Annotated in this window: 14 protein-coding genes; 1 reads left to right on the forward strand and 13 read right to left on the reverse strand. The window is 31.5% G+C overall.

From position 1 onward, the window contains the following. Positions 1–2: 2 nt before the first annotated feature. The 11 genes from T514_RS0107730 to T514_RS24140 all read right to left on the reverse strand — a co-directional run bounded on the left by T514_RS0107730 (position 3) and on the right by T514_RS24140 (position 15,018). The gene (locus T514_RS0107730) at positions 3–1,073 is read right to left on the reverse strand and encodes an ABC transporter permease (RefSeq protein ID WP_027624256.1); all 1,071 of its coding nucleotides are present in this window, start codon (positions 1,071–1,073) and stop codon (positions 3–5) included. Next, positions 1,073–2,596 carry an ABC transporter ATP-binding protein gene (locus T514_RS0107735; RefSeq protein WP_027624257.1) on the reverse strand — a complete coding sequence of 508 codons (1,524 nt, stop codon included), beginning with the start codon at positions 2,594–2,596 and terminating at the stop codon, positions 1,073–1,075. The genes T514_RS0107730 and T514_RS0107735 overlap by 1 nt, the downstream gene beginning before the upstream one ends. 79 nt (positions 2,597–2,675) lie before the next feature. Continuing rightward, the gene (locus T514_RS0107740; protein WP_027624258.1) at positions 2,676–3,722 is read right to left on the reverse strand and encodes a BMP family lipoprotein; all 1,047 of its coding nucleotides are present in this window, start codon (positions 3,720–3,722) and stop codon (positions 2,676–2,678) included. A gap of 33 nt (positions 3,723–3,755) precedes the next feature. Beyond that, positions 3,756–4,496, reverse strand: coding sequence for a GntR family transcriptional regulator (locus T514_RS0107745; protein ID WP_027624259.1), 741 nt, complete (start codon positions 4,494–4,496; stop codon positions 3,756–3,758). Positions 4,497–4,722: 226 nt separating this feature from the next. Then, a complete protein-coding gene (gene hutH, locus T514_RS0107750) occupies positions 4,723–6,249 on the reverse strand; it encodes a histidine ammonia-lyase (RefSeq protein ID WP_027624260.1) in 1,527 nt (508 codons plus the stop codon). Positions 6,250–6,300: 51 nt separating this feature from the next. Beyond that, a complete protein-coding gene (locus T514_RS0107755) occupies positions 6,301–7,614 on the reverse strand; it encodes a Na+/H+ antiporter family protein (protein ID WP_027624261.1) in 1,314 nt (437 codons plus the stop codon). A gap of 137 nt (positions 7,615–7,751) precedes the next feature. Next, positions 7,752–9,071, reverse strand: a complete 1,320-nt coding sequence (locus tag T514_RS0107760) for a YjiH family protein (protein ID WP_034868532.1) — start codon at positions 9,069–9,071, stop codon at positions 7,752–7,754. 32 nt (positions 9,072–9,103) lie between these two features. Then, positions 9,104–9,679 carry a cyclodeaminase/cyclohydrolase family protein gene (locus T514_RS0107765; protein WP_027624263.1) on the reverse strand — a complete coding sequence of 192 codons (576 nt, stop codon included), beginning with the start codon at positions 9,677–9,679 and terminating at the stop codon, positions 9,104–9,106. A 117-nt stretch (positions 9,680–9,796) separates the two neighbouring features. Continuing rightward, positions 9,797–11,077, reverse strand: a complete 1,281-nt coding sequence (hutI, locus tag T514_RS0107770) for an imidazolonepropionase (protein WP_027624264.1) — start codon at positions 11,075–11,077, stop codon at positions 9,797–9,799. A gap of 246 nt (positions 11,078–11,323) precedes the next feature. Then, complete coding sequence (locus T514_RS0107775) at positions 11,324–13,033, reverse strand: urocanate hydratase (RefSeq protein WP_034868535.1); 1,710 nt, start codon at positions 13,031–13,033, stop codon at positions 11,324–11,326. Between the two features lie 269 nt (positions 13,034–13,302). Then, positions 13,303–15,018: a sigma-54 interaction domain-containing protein gene (locus tag T514_RS24140; RefSeq protein ID WP_051541917.1), complete on the reverse strand. Its 1,716-nt coding sequence runs from the start codon at positions 15,016–15,018 to the stop codon at positions 13,303–13,305. A 206-nt stretch (positions 15,019–15,224) separates the two neighbouring features. Between T514_RS24140 and T514_RS0107785 the strand changes: the two genes are divergently transcribed. Further along, positions 15,225–17,516, forward strand: a complete 2,292-nt coding sequence (locus T514_RS0107785) for an ATP-dependent Clp protease ATP-binding subunit (RefSeq protein WP_027624266.1) — start codon at positions 15,225–15,227, stop codon at positions 17,514–17,516. Positions 17,517–17,643: 127 nt separating this feature from the next. On the opposite strand, the gene T514_RS0107790 is transcribed toward T514_RS0107785, so the two are convergent. Continuing rightward, positions 17,644–18,045, reverse strand: a complete 402-nt coding sequence (locus tag T514_RS0107790; protein WP_027624267.1) for a hypothetical protein — start codon at positions 18,043–18,045, stop codon at positions 17,644–17,646. Positions 18,046–18,144: 99 nt separating this feature from the next. Continuing rightward, the gene (locus T514_RS0107795; RefSeq protein ID WP_027624268.1) at positions 18,145–18,984 is read right to left on the reverse strand and encodes an MBL fold metallo-hydrolase; all 840 of its coding nucleotides are present in this window, start codon (positions 18,982–18,984) and stop codon (positions 18,145–18,147) included. Positions 18,985–19,062: the final 78 nt, after the last annotated feature.

Below are 19,062 nucleotides of genomic sequence, written 5' to 3' on the forward strand. Positions count from 1 at the left end.
CTCTACATCTCCTTTTTAACTTTTTTACTAAAGGATTTTTTTAGAGCTGTAAATCTTGGATGCTTTATTACCAAATCTACTGCTAACAAGAAAATAATTAGTCCTTGTAATATATTAATTAGTGATCTTGGAACTCCTACTGCCAGCTCCATAGTACTTCCACCACTTTTTAATATTCCAAAGAATATAGCTGCAATGAATACTCCTATAGGATTATTTTTACCGAGAAGCGCTATAGTCATTCCATCCCATCCATATCCTGGAGAAAAGTTTGCTATAAATCTATGATGTACCCCTAATATCTCACCAGCTCCAGCAATTCCACCTATCATACCACTTATAACCATAATCATTACTATTTTTAAGGATGTATTCATTCCATTTGCTTCTGCAAAGTTTCTATTTTCCCCTATGGATCTTATTTCCAATCCTAATGTGGTCTTTTTAAATAAAAAATAAGCAAAAATCACTACTGCTACTGCTATAATAAATGACATATTAAATTGAGATACTCTTGAAAACCTTGGTAACTCTGATGAAGTCCTTATAATTTCTGTAGCTGCAAAACCAACACCTTTTGCCTTAAAAGGATAACTTGCTAAATATCCTGTAAATAATGTAGCTACATAATTAAGCATTATAGTAACAACCATCTCATCTACATTTAAATATCCCTTTAAGAATCCTGGTATTGCTGCAAACAATCCTCCAACTACAGCTGCAGCCAATAGACATAAAATCACATGAGCTATATGTGGAAGTCCAGTAACATATGCTCCAACATAAGCCGCAGTAAAGGCTCCTAAATATAGTTGACCTTCCACACCCATGTTGAAAATATTGGCCTTAAATGCAATGGCAGTAGCAATACCTGTATATATTAACGGTGTGGCACAAAACAACGTATTATAAAAGCCACCATTTCCAGAAAAAGCACCTTTAAATAATGCTGAATATGCCATAAAAGGATTTTTACCAGATATAGCGATTAAAATTCCACCAATTATAAAAGCTATAAATATTGTAACTAAAGGTCTTATGATTACACTCATATATCCTTTTATTTTCTCCATTAAGCTTTCACCTTCTCATCTTCTTTTATTCCAGCCATAAGGCATCCTAATTTCTCATTTGTAGCTTCTTTAGAAGAAAGTTCACCAATAATCTTTCCTTTATACATAACTATTATTCTGTCACTTAAACTCATTATCTCTGATAGTTCTGAAGAAATTAAGATTACAGCATTTCCTTCATCTCTATATTTAACTAATTGCTTATGAATAAACTCAATGGAACCTATATCTACCCCTCTTGTTGGTTGGCTAGCTATAAGCACCTTAGGATTCATAGAAATTTCTCTTGCTATAACAACTTTTTGAGCATTTCCTCCTGAAAGCTTACCTACACCTTCAGTTTTAGATCCTATTCTTATATCAAATTCCTCTATAAGATCATCTGATTTCTTTTCTATTTCTCTTAGATTCAAAATACCTTTATTAGAAATTGGTTTTCTTTTATGGTATCCAGCTATAATATTTTCAGAAATAATCATATTTTTGCATAACCCATGCCTATATCTGTCTTCTGGAATGATACCTATACCCCTATTTTTTATGTTATAAGGTGTAGAATTAGTCATGTCTTTATTCATAAAAGTTATACTTCCTTCAGTACTCTTCAAAAGACCTGACATTACTTTTATAATTTCAGACTGTCCATTTCCTTCTACTCCTGCAATTCCAAGTATTTCTCCCTGCCTTACTTCAAAAGATACCTTATCCAAAACCTTGATATTTCTTTTGTTGTAAGTTGATATATCTTTAACCTGGTAAACTAAATCACCTGGTTTGCTTTCATCTTTTTCAACTTTTAATAAAACATCTCTACCAACCATCAATTTAGCCAACATTTTTTCATCTACATCTTTTGTCTTGACAGTATCAATAACTTTTCCTCTTCTTATAACAGTTACACTATCTGAACATTTTTTTACTTCATTTAACTTATGAGTTATTATTATTATGGTTTTACCTTTATTTTTAAGCTCAACTAAATCATCTAAAAATTCATCTACCTCTTGAGGTGTAAGAACTGCTGTTGGCTCATCTAATATTAATATGTCTACATCTCTATAAAGCATCTTTAATATTTCTACTCTTTGTTGTATTCCAACAGATACATCTTGAATTTTTTCTCTTGGATTTATATCTAGCCCATATAATTTTGATACTCTTTCTACTTCTGAAAAAGCTTTTTTGTAATCTAATTTTATTCCATTCATAAATTCCTGACCTAAAATAACATTTTCTGCAATAGATAAGCTTGGTACTAACTTAAAATGCTGATGCACCATTCCTATTCCAAGTTTTATAGCATCTTTAGGACTTTCTATATTCACTTTATTTCCCTTAATATGTATTTCGCCTTCATCGCTTTTTAAAAGACCAAAAAGACAATTCATAAGAGTACTCTTACCTGCTCCATTTTCACCAACAATGGCATGTATTTCCCCTTGTTCCACAGATAAATTTATGCTGTCATTTGCTACAAAGTTTCCAAATCTCTTAGTAAGATTTATAGTTTGGATAATCTTCAAGGATACCACTCCTTTTTATTAGAATATTGCAATAAGAAATCTTATTGCAATATTCTTAAATTTGTCATAATCCTGTATATTATTTCTGAGTTACATCAGTAACTTTTATCTTTCCATCAATTATATCTTTTTTAATTTGTTCAATTTTAGTTAAATATTCTGCTGGAATTTTACCTTTTGTAAATTGCATTGAACTTAACTGTACACCATTTTCTTTAAGACCTAATGATAATGTTTTCATGTCGCTTATTTTTCCATCCTTTAATGCCTTAACAAGATCATATACAGCTACATCTGTTCTTTTCATCATGCTTGTTAAAACATTTCCTTTAGCTATATAGTCTTGGTCTGAGTCAACACCTATAGCGAATACGTTTTTATCTTTTGCAGCACTTATTACACCTTCACCAGTTCCACCAGCAACTTGATAAACTACATCAGCACCTTGTTCTATTTGTGATAATGCCATTTCTTTTCCTTTTCCTGGATCACCAAATGAATTTGTATATCCTGATAAAACCTTTACATCCTTGTCAATTGATTGGGCTCCTTCTTTATATCCAACAAGAAACTTATTTATTCCTGGAGAATCTATTCCACCAACAAAGCCTATAACCTTTTTATCATTCATTCCCTGTACTTTTGCATCTTTTGTTACCATTGCAGCAAGTGCTCCTGCAAGATATGAACCCTCATGCTCTTTAAATATTACTGAAGTAACATTAGGCTGATCTACTTCTATATTAAATATTGCAAATCTTGTATCTGGAAATTGAGGTGCAACATTTTTTAATATATCAGCATGTGAATATTCAAGTGTCATAACTAGGTTATAGCCTGCCTTTGCAAGTTCAGTTAGATATTTTTCTCCTTCTGAAACATCCTTTGGTTCAACAACCTTGATGTCTACTCCTAATTCCTTTGATGCTTTCTCAAGTCCAAAATAACCTGAATCATTATAAGATCTGTCTCCTAAACCACCTTGGCTACATATTAATGCGACTTTTACTTTTTTGTTATCACTAGCCCCTTTCTTAGGTTCTTCTTTTTTCCCTCCACATCCTACAATGCTTAGCGCAAAAATTAGAACTAAGAGCATAGCGAAAATTGATTTTACTTTTTTCATTATAAAGTACCTCCCTATATAATATTTTTTTATTTATCTTATTTGTTCAATATAAAACTTAGATATATCACATCTATATTTTGATATAAAATATTCTATGGGTTTTTCTTCGCCATTAATAATTCCATAAACTAAACCATTAAATAATAAAATAGGACTTCCTACACTTATTTGTAGTAATTCTGCTTCCTTTTCATTTGCTAGTACTGCTTCAATAGTTCTAACTGAATGATTAATTTTTATATTAAACTTATTTTCAAGAATGTTATATAAAGACTCTTTTTCAAAATCATATTCTTCTATACCTTGTACATATTTATATACTGTATGTGAAGTTGTTATATTAATTGGCACATTATCTCCATATAATACCCTTTCTAATTTAAACAACTTCTCTTCTGAATCAATTTGCATGTGCGTTGCTATATTTTTTGTTACAGGAATAACTGCTGAACTCAATAATTTTCTACCTGGATTTAACCCCATTTTTTTTATGCTTTCAGTGCAACTTGTTAACTTTATAAGTCCATCATCCATTTTCTTCTTTTGTACAAAGGTCCCTTTACCCTGAACTTTAGTTAATAACCCTTCATTAACTAAAATATCTATAGCCTTTCTTACAGTAGTTCTACTTAAATTAAATTTTTCTATTAATTCTCTTTCAGATGGTATTGTTTCACCAGGTTTTAACTCTTCGTCTTCTATCTGTTTCTTTAAAAATTCAACTAACGTATAGTAAAGAGGAACTGGCGGATTGCTTTTAAAGTTATTCATATTTACCTCCTTAAATTCATCTCTATATTATGATGTCATGACGTAATTACCACTTGCTTAATAATATTATACTACATATTTTAAAAAAATCCTCACATTTTTAAAAAATTTTTTATAATTTTTTAATATATATTTATAAATGATAAATTATTCCTTTTTATACATAAATACACACCCTAAATATCGGCTAATTTTTCCATATATTTAGGGTGTGCACATAAATATTCTATTTTAATTCTCCTACTTCATATTCCACTATTTCTACTAACTTATGACTTGATACTAATTTATAACATTTATTCATATCTAAATACATAATTCTGTCATTATCTAACGTAGCCACTTCTTCTCTTATTTTATTATAAGCTGCTCTAGTTCCAGGAGCTAGCTTTTCTCCAGCACCAAAATCTATTGCTTGGGCTGCTGTCATTATCTCTATGCTAAGTACATTCATAACATTATTTAAAATTTCTCTAGACTTTCTAGCTGAAATAGAACCCATACTAACATGATCCTCTTGATTAGCTGAAGTAGGTATAGAATCTACACAAGCTGGATGAGCTAATACTTTATTTTCTGATACCAGTGCTGCAGCTACATATTGTGGTATCATAAATCCGCAATTTAGTCCCCCATTTTTAACCAAAAATGCTGGCAATCCACTTAAACTAGGATTTACAAGTCTTTCAATTCTTCTTTCACTAACATTTGCAAGTTCGGCTACTGCAATGCCTAAAAAATCAAACGCTAAAGCCATAGGCTGTCCATGAAAATTCCCTCCAGATATAACTTGTCTACTTTCTGCAAATATTAATGGATTATCTGTAGCGGAATTTATCTCTGTGCTAATTCTATCTATAACATAATCTATAGCATCCCTGCTGGCACCGTGAATTTGTGGTACACATCTTAAAGTATAGGCATCTTGTACTCTTATATCACCTTGTCTTGATGTAGATTTACTTCCACTTAAAAGTTTTAACATATTTTTCGCGCAATTAATCTGTCCATTATGAGGTCTTACTTGTTGAACCTTTTCATCATAGGCATCAATTATGCCGTTTAATGCTTCTGCTGTCATAGAGGCAGCTATATCTGCTAATTTTGTTAGTTTCTTTGCATCATAGGCTACTAAAGCTCCAACTGCTGTTAGCACCTGAGTACCATTTATTAAAGCCAACCCCTCCTTGGAAATTAACTCTACTGTATTTATCAAAGCTTTATTCATAGCTTCTTTTCCAGATAATCTTTCTCCTCTATAAATAGCCTCTCCTTCTCCTAACATTACTAAAACCATATGAGCTAACGGACATAAATCTCCACTTGCTCCTACAGATCCTTTTTCTGGTATTACAGGATGCACACCTTTGTTTATCATTTCTATCAATGTGTTTAGTGTACTTAGTCTTATTCCTGAATATCCCTTTGCTAAAGCATTAGCTCTTAAAAGCATAGCAGCTCTTACTACTTCTTCTGGATAAGGATTCCCTACACCACAACAATCACTTACAATTAAATTTTTTTGAAGATCCTTAGTCTGATCTTTTGATATAAGAACATTGCTAAATAATCCAAAACCAGTTGTAATTCCATATATAACCTCTTCATTATCTACAAATTCGTCTACTACTGCTCTTGATCTATTTACCTTTTCAATGGCTTCTTTAGCCAGTTCCACCTTATAATTTTCTCTAGCTACCTTTACAACATCCTCTAACGTTAAACTATTTCCATCAATATATATAACCTCCATCTAGTAACTCCTCCTTTAAATTGTAATTAATTAAACTTTATATAATATTTTTTAGAACATAAGAGCTCCAATTAAACCAAATATAAGTAGTGGTATATTGTAGTGTAAAAATGTTGGAACGCAGGTATCCCAAATATGATCATGTTGACCATCTGTATTCAATCCTGCTGTTGGTCCTAAAGCTGTATCTGAAGCAGGCGAACCAGCATCTCCTAATGCTCCTGCAATAGCTATTAATAAAATGGTAGACTTTGGACTAAAACCTACTGTTGCAGAAAGAGGAACATATATAGCTGCTAAAATTGGAACTGTTCCAAAAGAGGTACCAATACCCATGGTTACAAGCAGACCTAATAATAACATAACTAAGGCCGCAATAAATCTATTTCCACCCATAGCCCCAGCAGCTGCATTTACTAAACTTTGAACACCGCCAGTTTCCCTAATTACAGCTGCATAACCAGCTGCAACTAACATAACAAATGCTATAAGTCCCATCATCTTAATCCCACCATTTAATAATTCATCTAAATCACTCCACTTAATTGCCTTTGCTATTAACATAATAGCAAGACCTACAATTGCACCTAGCGGTAATGATCCAAATTTCAGCTGAATACCTAACGCTGCTACTCCAGCAGCCAATGTAGCCCAATGAGCTGAAGTTACTTTAACTTCCTTAATTTCTTCCTTCACAGCTGCTACCTGATCTTCTACCATTTCTTCCACTTCATAGTTTCTTGGTTTTCTATAAGTGAAGAGAGAAATAATAAAACCAACTAGCATAGCAAGCCCTCCAACCCAAGTAGCCTTCCAAACCATGTCTAAACTTATAGGCATTCCATTAGCTATCATCTGGTCTTTTATTATTCCATGAAATATTAGACCATAACCAATAGGCCAAGTAATATATGGAGCTTTAAGTCCAAATGCTAATGCACATGCTGCTCCTCTTCTATCCATTCTTAACTTATTCATTAATGGCAATAATGGTGGTATAAGAATTGGTATAAAAGCTATATGAACAGGTATAACAGTTCCTGATAAACAAGCAACTACAGCAAATATAATTAGTAAAATAATTTTCTTTCCTTTAATCCAACCAGCTATTTTTATTGAAAGAACTTCTGCAGCACCAGTTTTATGTATTGCTGCTGCTAATGCCCCAAGTAAAATATAGCTTAAAGCTGTTTGAGAATTTCCTCCCATACCTGAAATTAATACATCCATAGTTTTAGAAATAGGCATACCTGACACAGCACCACCTACCAAAGCTGCAATTATTAATGAAATGATAACATTTAATTTTAAGAGACACAGTATTGTCATAACTAAAACTGACAGTACCACAGGATTTGTTAACATATAATTTCCCCCTTGTTATTTGAAATTCATGCAAACATATAACGTGATTAAAAGATAAATGCAGCTATACGAGAGTAATTATTGAAAATTATGAATATTACCTTTATAATTTACCTTACCCTAGTTTATATCAAAAACTAGAAAACTAAATATACAATTGGAGCAGCTATAATTAAAGAGAGTACTACCCTTTCAAACCATATAATTACAATATCCTTTATACTAATAGGAATATCTGTTGCCAAAATACATGGTACTGATGCTGATAAAAATAGTATTTCTGATATACAAACTATTGCAATTATAAACCTTGTACTAAACTCTGCTCCTTTAGCTACAATAGCAGGTACATACATGTCTGCTAACGTTATAGCACTAGCTTTTGCTGCTAATAATGGATCTGGTATCCTAAGCAATGATGTAAAAGGATAAAATAAATATCCAACAACATCAAATATTTTTGTATATTCTGCCGCTAGTAACGCAAGAACACCTATAGACATAATATTGGGGCCAATATTTATGGCAAGTTTAATACCATCTTTAAGATTATTTGTAATATTTTCCACTAAAGAAGGTGCTTTTGCCATAGTTTTCATTTCTTCTTCCCAAGCCCTTTTAATAATGTCACCCCTCTCTTCTGATTCTAAATCAGGTTCCACATTATTATAATAAGTTTCTGGTTTTTTACTTAAAGGATATATTTGTGCCGTTATAGCTGTTACAACAAATGTAACTACTAAAGTAATCCAGAAAAAAGCACTCCAGTGTTCCATAATTCCTAAAGTACTTGCAACAATAATCATAAAAGTTGCAGACACAGTTGAAAATCCAGTAGCTATTATAGAAGCTTCTCTTGTATTATATTTTCCTTCTTTATAAACTCTATTGGTAACCAATAATGCCAAAGAATAGCTTCCGACAAAAGATGCTACTGCATCAATTGCAGAACGACCTGGAGTCTTCCATATAGGTCTCATTACAGGTCTCATAAATACACCTATAAATTCCATCAATCCATAATCTACAAGAAAAGCTAAAAATACAGCTCCTATAGGAACTATAGCAATTACTGGTACAACAACAATTTTAAATACATATGGTACCATGTTAGGCTCTAACAAGAATGCAGGTCCTACATTAAATATAGCCATAAATGCTGTTATTAAGCCTACTATACCTAGCAAAGAAAAAACTGTGGTTGTCTTATTTTTGTTCCAGGTTTTATTAATAAATGGTATTATAGTACCTATGGCTATCATTATCCCACCATAAACAGGTATGAAATATGGTATTTTTCTAATCCATGTAACGATATGATCTATTGGAATAGTCTTTTTATCTCCAATTGTAATTGAAACAAAGAACATAAATATACCAATTAAACTGTACGTAACTAATTTTATTCCATTGAAATTTCTGTTTTTTTTACTAGAAGTATTTATTACATTATTCATACTTCTCCACTCCTATTTCAAATAATTTATGACTAAATATTATTGGAGTATTGTTTTAGATAGTTAATCTCCTGTTGAAATTTTTCTTTTATATTTTCATCTTTAATTAATGGAAGGTTTGCTTCTATATTTAATACACAACCTAAAATTGCTGCATTAACAAGCAAATTTCCTTCCTCCAAATCTGAAGCTGCATTAGGATTAGACTTATCCTTAAGCAAAACTCCAAGATCAAACACCCATTTACAAATTTTCCCATTATATAAAGGCACCGTAGCCGCTCCTACTGCTGCCTTCTCAACAGCTAAACTCCGAGCTGATTTATCATCCTCAGTTTCCTTAGGCATTGCATAAGCCTCTTTTATTTTTTTGAATGACTCTGTATCCTTTACCGTTCCTTCAAGTAACTCACTGCTAAGTTTATCTGCCTTATCAGCAATAGACGTATACTCTTCTTTAGAAAGACCATATCCCTTTTTTATAGATAATCTAGCCACCATACCAATAAGACCTGCAGCCATTGCTCCTGCTAAAGCTGCTGCTGATCCTCCTCCTACTGTAAAATCCCTAGAATCTATGATTTTATTTAATACATCAAACTGAGTCATTTTAATCATCCTTTTTACTAATATTATTTATCCGATAGCTACGCTCCTGGATAAGTTCTTCTAAGGTTCAGATGGAGAGAGTAGTTCTCTTAATCCAACTCTACCTGAACCTAAGAATCACTTGATAAAAGAAAATCCTGATAAACTATTTTCTATTACAACTTTACCTCTCTTTATAACCTTTTCTACCACATTTCCTCCTAATCGATATACCACATCCTCATAGGTAGGAACATTCCATATTTGAATATCTGCTAATTTCCCAACTTCAAGAGATCCCCTATCACACTCTAAGCCAAGAGCAATTGCTCCTCCTAAAGTAGCTGCTCTTAAAGATTCTGCAGCACTCATACTATGCTGTCTACATGCAAGAGCCATTACAAATTGCATAGACTCATTCCAACAACCCGGACAACAATTAGTAGCCAAAGCTATTGTCATTCCCTCTTCTATCATTGGTCTAGGATTAAAAGGTTTTGGATGATTAACAGCGAAATCGATTACAGGAAGTAATACTCCTGGTACATTAGCTTCTGATAGTTTTCTTAATGCAGTCCTTGGTGTGTAATTTAAATGATCTGCTGAAACCATCCTCATGTCTGCTGCCAAATCAGATCCGCCTATATATGAATAAGCATCAGTGTGTATCTTAGGTTCAATACCAACATCTCTTGCGGCTTGAAGTATTTTTTCACATTCTTTTTCAGTATAATGTCCTTCATCACACCATATATCACAAAACTTAGCTAGTTCTAGTTTTGCTATCCAAGGTATCATTTCTTTTAATAGTATATTTATATATTTTTCACGAGGAATATCCTCTGGCCAGCCATGAGCTCCTAAAAATGTAGAAACTATATCTATAGGTAGACTCTCATTTAACTGTTCGTTAATCTTTAACATTTTTATTTCATCTACAGTAGTAAGTCCATAACCACTCTTACTTTCTACAGTGGTAGTTCCAGAACTCAACATATTATATAATCTAGCCGCAGCTGTTTTATATAAAGATTCTGTTGAAGCATTTCTTGTCATTTCTACCGTTACCATTATACCTGTTTTAATCCCCATATCTTGTAGTATTTTTGGATCATCTGTAATTAATCTAGCAGCATATTCCTTAACTCTAGATCCTCCAAAAATCAAGTGAGTATGAGCATCAATAAAGCCTGGTACTACTACCTTTTCTTTCCCACTTATCACTTTTGCTTTACTACAATCTACTGCATTCATAACTTCTTCTTTGGAACCTAATGCAGCAATTTTTTCTCCTACTACTGCAATCCACCCATTTTCTATTACTCCAATAAAGTCTAAAGCATCTTTTTTACAGGTTACTAATTGAGAACAGTCAGCAATGACTAAATCAGCCTTCAATTTATTTTTCTCATTTTCCAATTTAGCTCACCTCTAATAATGCAACTTGTACCTCCCCAATTAAGGCACATTTAAAAAATAAATAAGTCAGTATGCTAGGCTATTTTGCATCATACTGCGTCATCAGAACCCACTGATAGCTCTATAGCAGTGGGACCTGTTTCCTTGTCTGATACAAAATATCCATCGCATCTTTGACTTGTTATTTATTTTAATGTGCCTAATGAAAAGGTACAAGTGCCATAAAAATTATAAGTTATTATTCTATCATCTAGGAGCTTTTCCGTTTGGTCCAAAGGTTGCTGTTGGTGTCCACCATAGAGGAATCTTAATGCTATCAGTTGTGTATTTTCCTCTTCCTTCAGCAATTTCTTTTGCGGTTTCATATCCAGCTTGAGCATGTCTTACAATACCTATTCCAGAGTCAGTTGTCATACAAGCGTCAAGTCTCATAGCCGCTTCGTCAGTACCATCTGCAATCATAGTAACTCCTGTATGAACAGCTTCACCCATGGAATAGTTAGCCTGTATAGCTATTAAATCACACATTCCTGCACAGTTAAGTAATCCATTTAGATATGGCCAGTCAGAGATTAAATCTCCACCATCTTTCATATTTTCTGATTCAAATGTTGGATTAACTATGGAACCACAGTCTAAATTATCTCTTGAGAAAGCTACTGGGCCCTTAATTTCCCCTTTCTTTATAAGTTCATTTATAGCTAAACCAAATTTTCTACGTTCACCAAATGCCATATAACAAACTCTTGCTGGAAGTCCTTCTATTGGAAGATGTTTATGAGCTAATGTAATCCATCTTGTTACTAGTGGGTCATCTTTGAATAATTCTAATGCAAGTTTATCTGTTTTTGCTAAATCTTCAGGATCTCCAGACATACAAGTCCATCTAAATGGTCCACGTCCTTCACAGAATAGAGGTCTAATATATTCAGCAACAAATCCTGGAATTATGAATGCTTCTTCATTAGACATTCCTGCATCACGACATTCTTTTCTTATACTTGTTCCATATTCAAATACTGCAACACCTTTCTTAAAGTATGCATTCATTGCTCTTAACTGCCTTATCATTGTTGCTCTAGCTTTTTCTAGATAAAGCTCACGGTCTTTTTCTCTTAATTCATCTGATTCTTCAGCAGTATATCCTGATGGAATATAAGAAATTGGATCATGACATGGACACATTTCGCTCATTATGTCTGGTATAAATCCCTTATTGTAAGCTTCCCAGAATAAATCAGCAGCGTTTCCAACAACTCCTATTGATAATGGTTCTTTTTTCTCTGCTGCATTTCTAGCCATTTCCATAGCTTCATCCATTGAGTAGACTATAGTATCCATGTAATTCTTCTCTATACGTCTTTTTATTATCTTTTCATCAGCATCAACTACTACAGCAACTCCACCATGCATTTTCATTGCCCAGCTCTGATTTCCTCCCATTCCACCTGCACCAGCTGTTAAGTAAATCTTTCCTGATAAATCACTATTAAATCTCTTTATTGCTATGGCTGATAGGGTTTCAAATGTTCCTTCTATAACTCCCTGTGTACCTATGTATTCCCAAGGAGCAGCTGTATACTGAGCAAACATTGTTAAGTTCTTGTCTTGAAGATCATAGAATGTTGGCCAGTCAGCCTTCATAATATTAGTAGTTGCCATAACAACACGTGGGGCTAATTTATGAGTTTTAAATATTGCTACTGGCATACCTGATTGTATAACTAAAGTTTCATTATCTTCTAATTCTTTTAGAGACTTCACTATAGCATGATATGATTCCCAATTTCTAGCACACTTTCCATTACCACCATAAATAACAAGTTCTTCAGGTTTTTCAGCATTTTCCATGTTGTTTTCTAACATTCTAAGTATAGTTTCTTGTTTCCAACCTTTACACCTTAATGTTGAACCTCTTTGAGCCTTAACTGAATATAGAATTTCTGGCTTTTCCATTAACAATTCCCCCTTAATCTTATATATTTATTTTTATTTATTAATTATTTTATTTACACTTTTATATACAGCAAACCTTATGCCAATGGGTTTATTGTAAAACAACCCCATAAAAGTAATGGTTTACATAGATTTTTGCTAATATTTAAAATACTCTCAATAACAGTCGCATAAAATTTATGCAGCTGTTTACGATACCTCTTAATAATCAATGGCAAAAAATTCCTGCTGGATGCATAAAATTTATGCATCCAGCAGGAATACATAGCTTAATACTTATCCTCTGGTCTTTTTATATTAAGTTTTTTTAATCTATACTCTAAGCTTTGGCGTATAATACCTAAGTCTTTGGCCGTTTGAGTTAAATTCCATTTATTCTTGCCTAAACCTTCTAATATCATTTTTCTTTCAATACTTTTTAAATAATCTGGCAAACTACTTTTTTCATTATTAGATAATTCATTGACTACTACATTTTTTATATATATAGGTACATGATCTGTAACAAGTTCTTTTTCACCATCCTTTACCCTCACCATAGCATTTTCAGTAAAATGCTCTAACTCTCTAATATTACCTGGCCATTTATAACTAAACATAATCTTTCTTAACTGAATTGAAAAAGTTTCTACACTCTTATTTAATAACTTATTATATTTTCTTATAAAAAACTCTCCAATGGATATTATATCTTCTTTTCTTTCTCTTAAAGAAGGTATATAAAGACAAAGTCCTGCTATCCTATAAAAAAGATCTTGTCTTAATCTTTCTTCCTTAATAAGCTTTAAAGGATCTTCATTTATAGCACTAATTACTCTACATTGAATTGGAGTTATTGATGAACTTCCTACTCTTCTCACAACCTTCTCTTGTAATACTCTTAAAAGTTTAGATTGCATCGAAATTGGCATAGAATTAAGTTCATCTAAAAAAAGAGTGCCCTTTCTGGCTTCCTCAAAAAGACCGCTTTGAGTGATAGCTCCAGTATAGGCACCCTTTACTGTTCCAAATAAAATACTCTCTAGTAAATTTTCAGGAATAGCTGCACAATTAATTGCTACAAATGGCTCATCTTTATTTTTTCCAAAATTATGAATGCTCTGTGCAAAAACCTCTTTTCCCGTTCCTGTTTCACCAACAATCAATACCGAATTATTTAACATTCCTATAGTTTGTGCTTCTCTTATAACATTCTTGGTAACTTCGCTATCCCCTATAATATCTTCAAAGGTATAGGTAGTTCCATTATTTTTATAGTTTTTTTCCTTTACCTCAATGGTACTAAATAGTTTTCTTTTTAATTCAATAGTTTCTGAAAGCAATGCTTGTAGGCTTGTCTCATTTTTGCTAATAGAATAAACAGCTATAGCTTCCCCATCCTTTATTATAGGATAAGTACTATATGATAAGTACTTAGGAACACCATTTTTAAATACATGAGCCCTATACTTTTCTATTATAGGCTCTTTAGTTTTAAAGACTTTTTTATGCTCAGCCATTTCAGGCTCAAATTCTGGATTATATTCATAAGCCTCCCAAAGGTGCTTTCCAACTACAAACTTTGAAGATAATCCTTCTAAGTTTTCTTGAGCTTTATTGTATAAAACAATTCGTCCATCATGGTCGCTAATTATAACCCCATCACATATAGATTCAATTATTTTTTCTAGACAATAAAGCTTTATATCTTTATTATTTAAATTAGTTATTTCATGTAAATTTACTATATAAATTTTCTCATCTTCTAAGTATAGTCCAAACATATTAAATATTCTTCCAGATAAAGTCTTTAATTTTCTTTCTTTTTTTATTAAATCCATTGCAGAAAATTTAAAAATTTCTGAAAAACTTTTATTCAATAAGTTCTTACCTTCTCCTATATTCTCTAGTATGTTATCTTCCCATAAAATCTCCTCCATTTCATTAAGTATAATAATACCTAAATCATACTTACTCAATAAATTTCCTAGAACCTGTACCTTCAACTTTTTTCACCCTCTTAATCATAATATTACATTTTTTTACTTCTGTATATTTCAACAATTTACTCGCTAATTCCTTCTTTTTTTGCTATTATTTTACATAGGGGTTCTATAAAATTTATCTTCACACAAAGTTTATAATTCCATAATATAATTTTATGATATACTATTGTTACAATTATCTAAATTGTAGATGGAGATGAGGTTATATGAAATTATGTGAGATATGCAATAAAAATGTGGCTACAATATTTACAGCAAAAATGGAAAATAATAAACCTCACATTATTGGGGTTTGTATGGATTGTGCTAAAAAATTAGGGCTTAATATGCCACTAAATCAGTTAATGGAGTCTACAGGTATGAATCCTGAAGATATGGAGATATATGCTGATGAAATGAATAACATGCTTGAAAATGTTGATATGAATGATCTTATGAACACAGAATCATTTAATAACTTTTTTAAAAACTTAAATAATGTTTCATCAGGTAACAATATTCAAAATTCTAGTGAAGAAAAATCTAATAAAGATGAAAAAATCAATTCAGATATAAAAACTAAAAATACAATATTTAAGAAAAAGAGAAATAACTTAGATAAGTATGGAACAAATTTAACAGATAAAGCTAAAAAAAATGAAGTAGATACTGTTATTGGAAGAAACAGAGAAATAGATAGAGTTATCCAAATATTAAATAGAAGAACTAAAAATAATCCTGTACTCATAGGTGAACCTGGAGTAGGTAAAACTGCTATAGCAGAAGGATTAGCAGTTAGAATTGCAGAAAAACAAGTTCCAGAGAAATTATTCAATGCAGAAGTATATCTCCTAGATTTAACTTCTGTGGTTGCAGGTACTCAATTTAGAGGACAATTTGAAGGTAGAATGAAAGCTATTATAGATGAAGCAAAAGAAAATGGAAATATAATTTTAGTTATTGATGAAGTTCATAATATAATAGGTGCTGGTGAAGCTCAAGGGGGAGCTTTAAACGCTGCAAACATCTTAAAACCTGCTCTTGCAAAAGGTGAAATACAGGTAATTGGAGCAACAACCTTAGAAGAATACAGAAAATATATAGAAAAGGATTCAGCTCTAGAAAGAAGATTTCAACCTGTAATAGTAGAAGAACCATCACCTGAGGAAACTATAGAAATACTAAAAGGAATAAAAAAATATTATGAGGATTATCATAAAGTAAAAATTTCTGATGCAGTAATAGAAGAAGCAGTAAAATTATCTGTTAGATATATAAATGACAGATATTTGCCTGATAAAGCTATAGATGTAATTGATGAAGCAAGCTCAAGAGCAAATTTAAAAAATAAAGGTCTTGTAGAACTTAAAGCATTAAAAGAGGAACTAGAAAAATTACAAAAAGATATGATAGATGCTGCTGACAAAGGGAATTATGAAAAGGCAGCAGAATACAAAACTGATGAATGTAGACTACAAGGAAAAATAAGTAAACTTAGTGAAGAAGTTAGTAATGTAGAACTTAGCTTAGATGATATTGCTTTTGTTATAGAAGCTTGGACAAAAATACCTGTTCATAAAGTAAAAGAAAATGAAGGTAATCAACTATTAAATCTTGAGGAACGACTTCATAAGAGAGTAATCGGTCAACATGAGGCAGTAAGGGCTTTATCTAGATCAATACGTCGTAATAGACTTGGCTTTAAGAAAAAACGTAAACCTTCCTCCTTTATATTTGTAGGTTCTACTGGAGTTGGTAAAACAGAACTAGTAAAAGCTATTGCCTCAGAACTTTTTGGTAATGAGGAAGCTTTAATAAGAATTGATATGTCTGAATATATGGAAAAACATACTGTATCCAAACTTATAGGTTCCCCTCCAGGATATATAGGATATGATGAAGGAGGGCAATTAACAGAAAGGGTACGTAGAAAACCTTATTCAGTAATTCTTTTTGATGAAATTGAAAAGGCTCATCCTGATGTATTTAATATGCTTTTACAAATACTTGAGGATGGAAGACTTACAGATAGTCAGGGAAGAACAGTTTATTTTGATAATACTGTAATAATAATGACCTCTAATGCTGGAACTAATTTTAAAACTTCTAAAATAGGTTTTGGAAATGAAAACTATGAAGCTCTTGAATCTTATGTAAAAGATGCTTTAAAAGAATTCTTCAAACCTGAATTTTTAAATAGAATAGATGAAATAATAGTATTTAAAAATCTTAAAAAAGAAGAACTTTACAGCATTATTGATTTAATGTTAAGGGAAGTAAAAGAAGAACTAAGTGAGAGAAATATAAAAGTATCTGTTCTTCCTGAAGTAAAAGACTTCATATTAAAGGTAGGTTATGATGAAAAATATGGTGCTAGACCTTTAAGAAGAGCTATTCAAAAATATATTGAAGACGAAATTGCTGAACAATACTTCTTAGATAATGTAAAAGAAGGTTCTAATATAGAAATAGCCGTTGAAAAGGAAAAAATTATTTTACGAAATTTAAACAATAATTAATAATATTAAAAGAACCTATACTAATTTTATTTTGTATAGGTTCTTTTAATATTAATTTTTCTATATTAATAAACAGAGTTTTTGACCTCAGAAGGAGTTTTCACTATTAACCCTTTTATTAAAAGCTTTATGCTCCAACCTTGGATAGCTTGTCCAATCCTGCATTGATAAATTTCCATTTTCCATTTTTATTTTCATACCCTTTAGAATATATAGCTCCCTCTTGAAAATCATAACCGACTTTGTTAAGTTCTTCACGATTTTCTTTATTGCTTCTTACATCATTTAAATCTTCAACATTAATTTCAACTCTATTCCCTTCCTTTGTCTCCACTAATGCTATAAACTTTGGAAAAACACTTTCCTTATTATTAACACAAAATAAATCTACAATCTTAAAATTAACACACTCTTCTAAAGACAATCTATCTCCATAAATACCCCATCCTTGAGCTAATGAAGCATAATCTCCTACTTTAAATACACTTTCTCCAATCATACATGCCTTTACTCTATCTTTTAACAACATATGTATCCCTCCATTATCTTCTTTAGTTCATTTGCTTGATAATATTATAACAACATTGTTAAATATTTGTCAATATAATTTTAAATAATTTTCTGAAATTTAAATATTTATTTCACTGCCAACAGTAATATATTCTACTTTATGACCTAATATTTTTTTCAATCTATCATATCCTTCTTTTCCAGTGCAATGACCTGTATACACTTTACCAATATTTTCCGAAGCAATAAAATTAGAAATAACATCCACCTTTTCTTGCTTCATGCAAAATAACCCCCTACTAGGAACAGTCATAAGATGAAATCCTCCAACAATAGCTTTAATATGTTCATCCTTAAAAGTATATTTTGCAGTTTTAATCATATTCATAATTCCATTATGCGAACATCCTGTAAAAGTTACTATTCCATCTACTTCTCTAATAACTAGCATAAGCTCATGATTGAAATCATCCTTTACATACTTATTCCCTTCTTTTTTATAAAGGCTCTTATTTCCTTCAGGCATAGGATATTCTTTTATTAAATCTGTAATAATAAACATATTTTTATGTATTTCCTGCAGCTTGTCCACCAATACTAATCTATCCATATATTTGTCTAAAACAGTTTTATCAATACCTATGTATTTATATAGACCTAGTTTTCCAGCATAATAATCCTTACAAGCATCGGTTTTTAAATATATCTTTGCTTTATCATTCACATTAAAAAAGTCTAATAATCCTCCTACATGATCATAATGTCCATGAGAAAGTATAGCCATATCTACCTTACTGAGATTTATACCAAGTCTTTCTGCATTTTTAACAAATTTTCCTGATGAACCTGTATCTAATAGTATCTTTTTATCTTCACTTTCTATATAAAGAGATAACCCATGTTCTACCTCTAATTCTTCCCTATCACATATATTCTCCATTAAAACTACTACCTTCATTTATTTATACCTCTCTTCTAATAATATAACTCTGTAGTAAATTCCATATAACTGTAACAAATCCTCTTTTTAATGACA

The sequence above is a fragment of the Clostridium lundense DSM 17049 genome (genome assembly GCF_000619945.1).
In the GTDB taxonomy this organism is placed as follows: domain Bacteria; phylum Bacillota; class Clostridia; order Clostridiales; family Clostridiaceae; genus Clostridium_AO; species Clostridium_AO lundense.

Bases quoted from the DNA above. Each gene is read 5' to 3' on its own strand.
- T514_RS0107745 (WP_027624259.1), bottom strand. From the start codon at position 4,496: ATGAATAACTTTAAAAGCAATCCGCCAGTTCCTCTTTACTATACGTTA.
- T514_RS0107775 (WP_034868535.1), bottom strand. From the start codon at position 13,033: ATGGAAAAGCCAGAAATTCTATATTCAGTTAAGGCTCAAAGAGGTTCA.
- T514_RS0107785 (WP_027624266.1), top strand. From the start codon at position 15,225: ATGAAATTATGTGAGATATGCAATAAAAATGTGGCTACAATATTTACA.
- T514_RS0107760 (WP_034868532.1), bottom strand. From the start codon at position 9,071: ATGAATAATGTAATAAATACTTCTAGTAAAAAAAACAGAAATTTCAAT.
- T514_RS0107730 (WP_027624256.1), bottom strand. From the start codon at position 1,073: ATGGAGAAAATAAAAGGATATATGAGTGTAATCATAAGACCTTTAGTT.
- hutH (WP_027624260.1), bottom strand. From the start codon at position 6,249: ATGGAGGTTATATATATTGATGGAAATAGTTTAACGTTAGAGGATGTT.
- T514_RS0107790 (WP_027624267.1), bottom strand. From the start codon at position 18,045: ATGTTGTTAAAAGATAGAGTAAAGGCATGTATGATTGGAGAAAGTGTA.
- T514_RS0107740 (WP_027624258.1), bottom strand. From the start codon at position 3,722: ATGAAAAAAGTAAAATCAATTTTCGCTATGCTCTTAGTTCTAATTTTT.
- T514_RS0107795 (WP_027624268.1), bottom strand. From the start codon at position 18,984: ATGAAGGTAGTAGTTTTAATGGAGAATATATGTGATAGGGAAGAATTA.
- T514_RS0107765 (WP_027624263.1), bottom strand. From the start codon at position 9,679: ATGACTCAGTTTGATGTATTAAATAAAATCATAGATTCTAGGGATTTT.
- T514_RS0107755 (WP_027624261.1), bottom strand. From the start codon at position 7,614: ATGTTAACAAATCCTGTGGTACTGTCAGTTTTAGTTATGACAATACTG.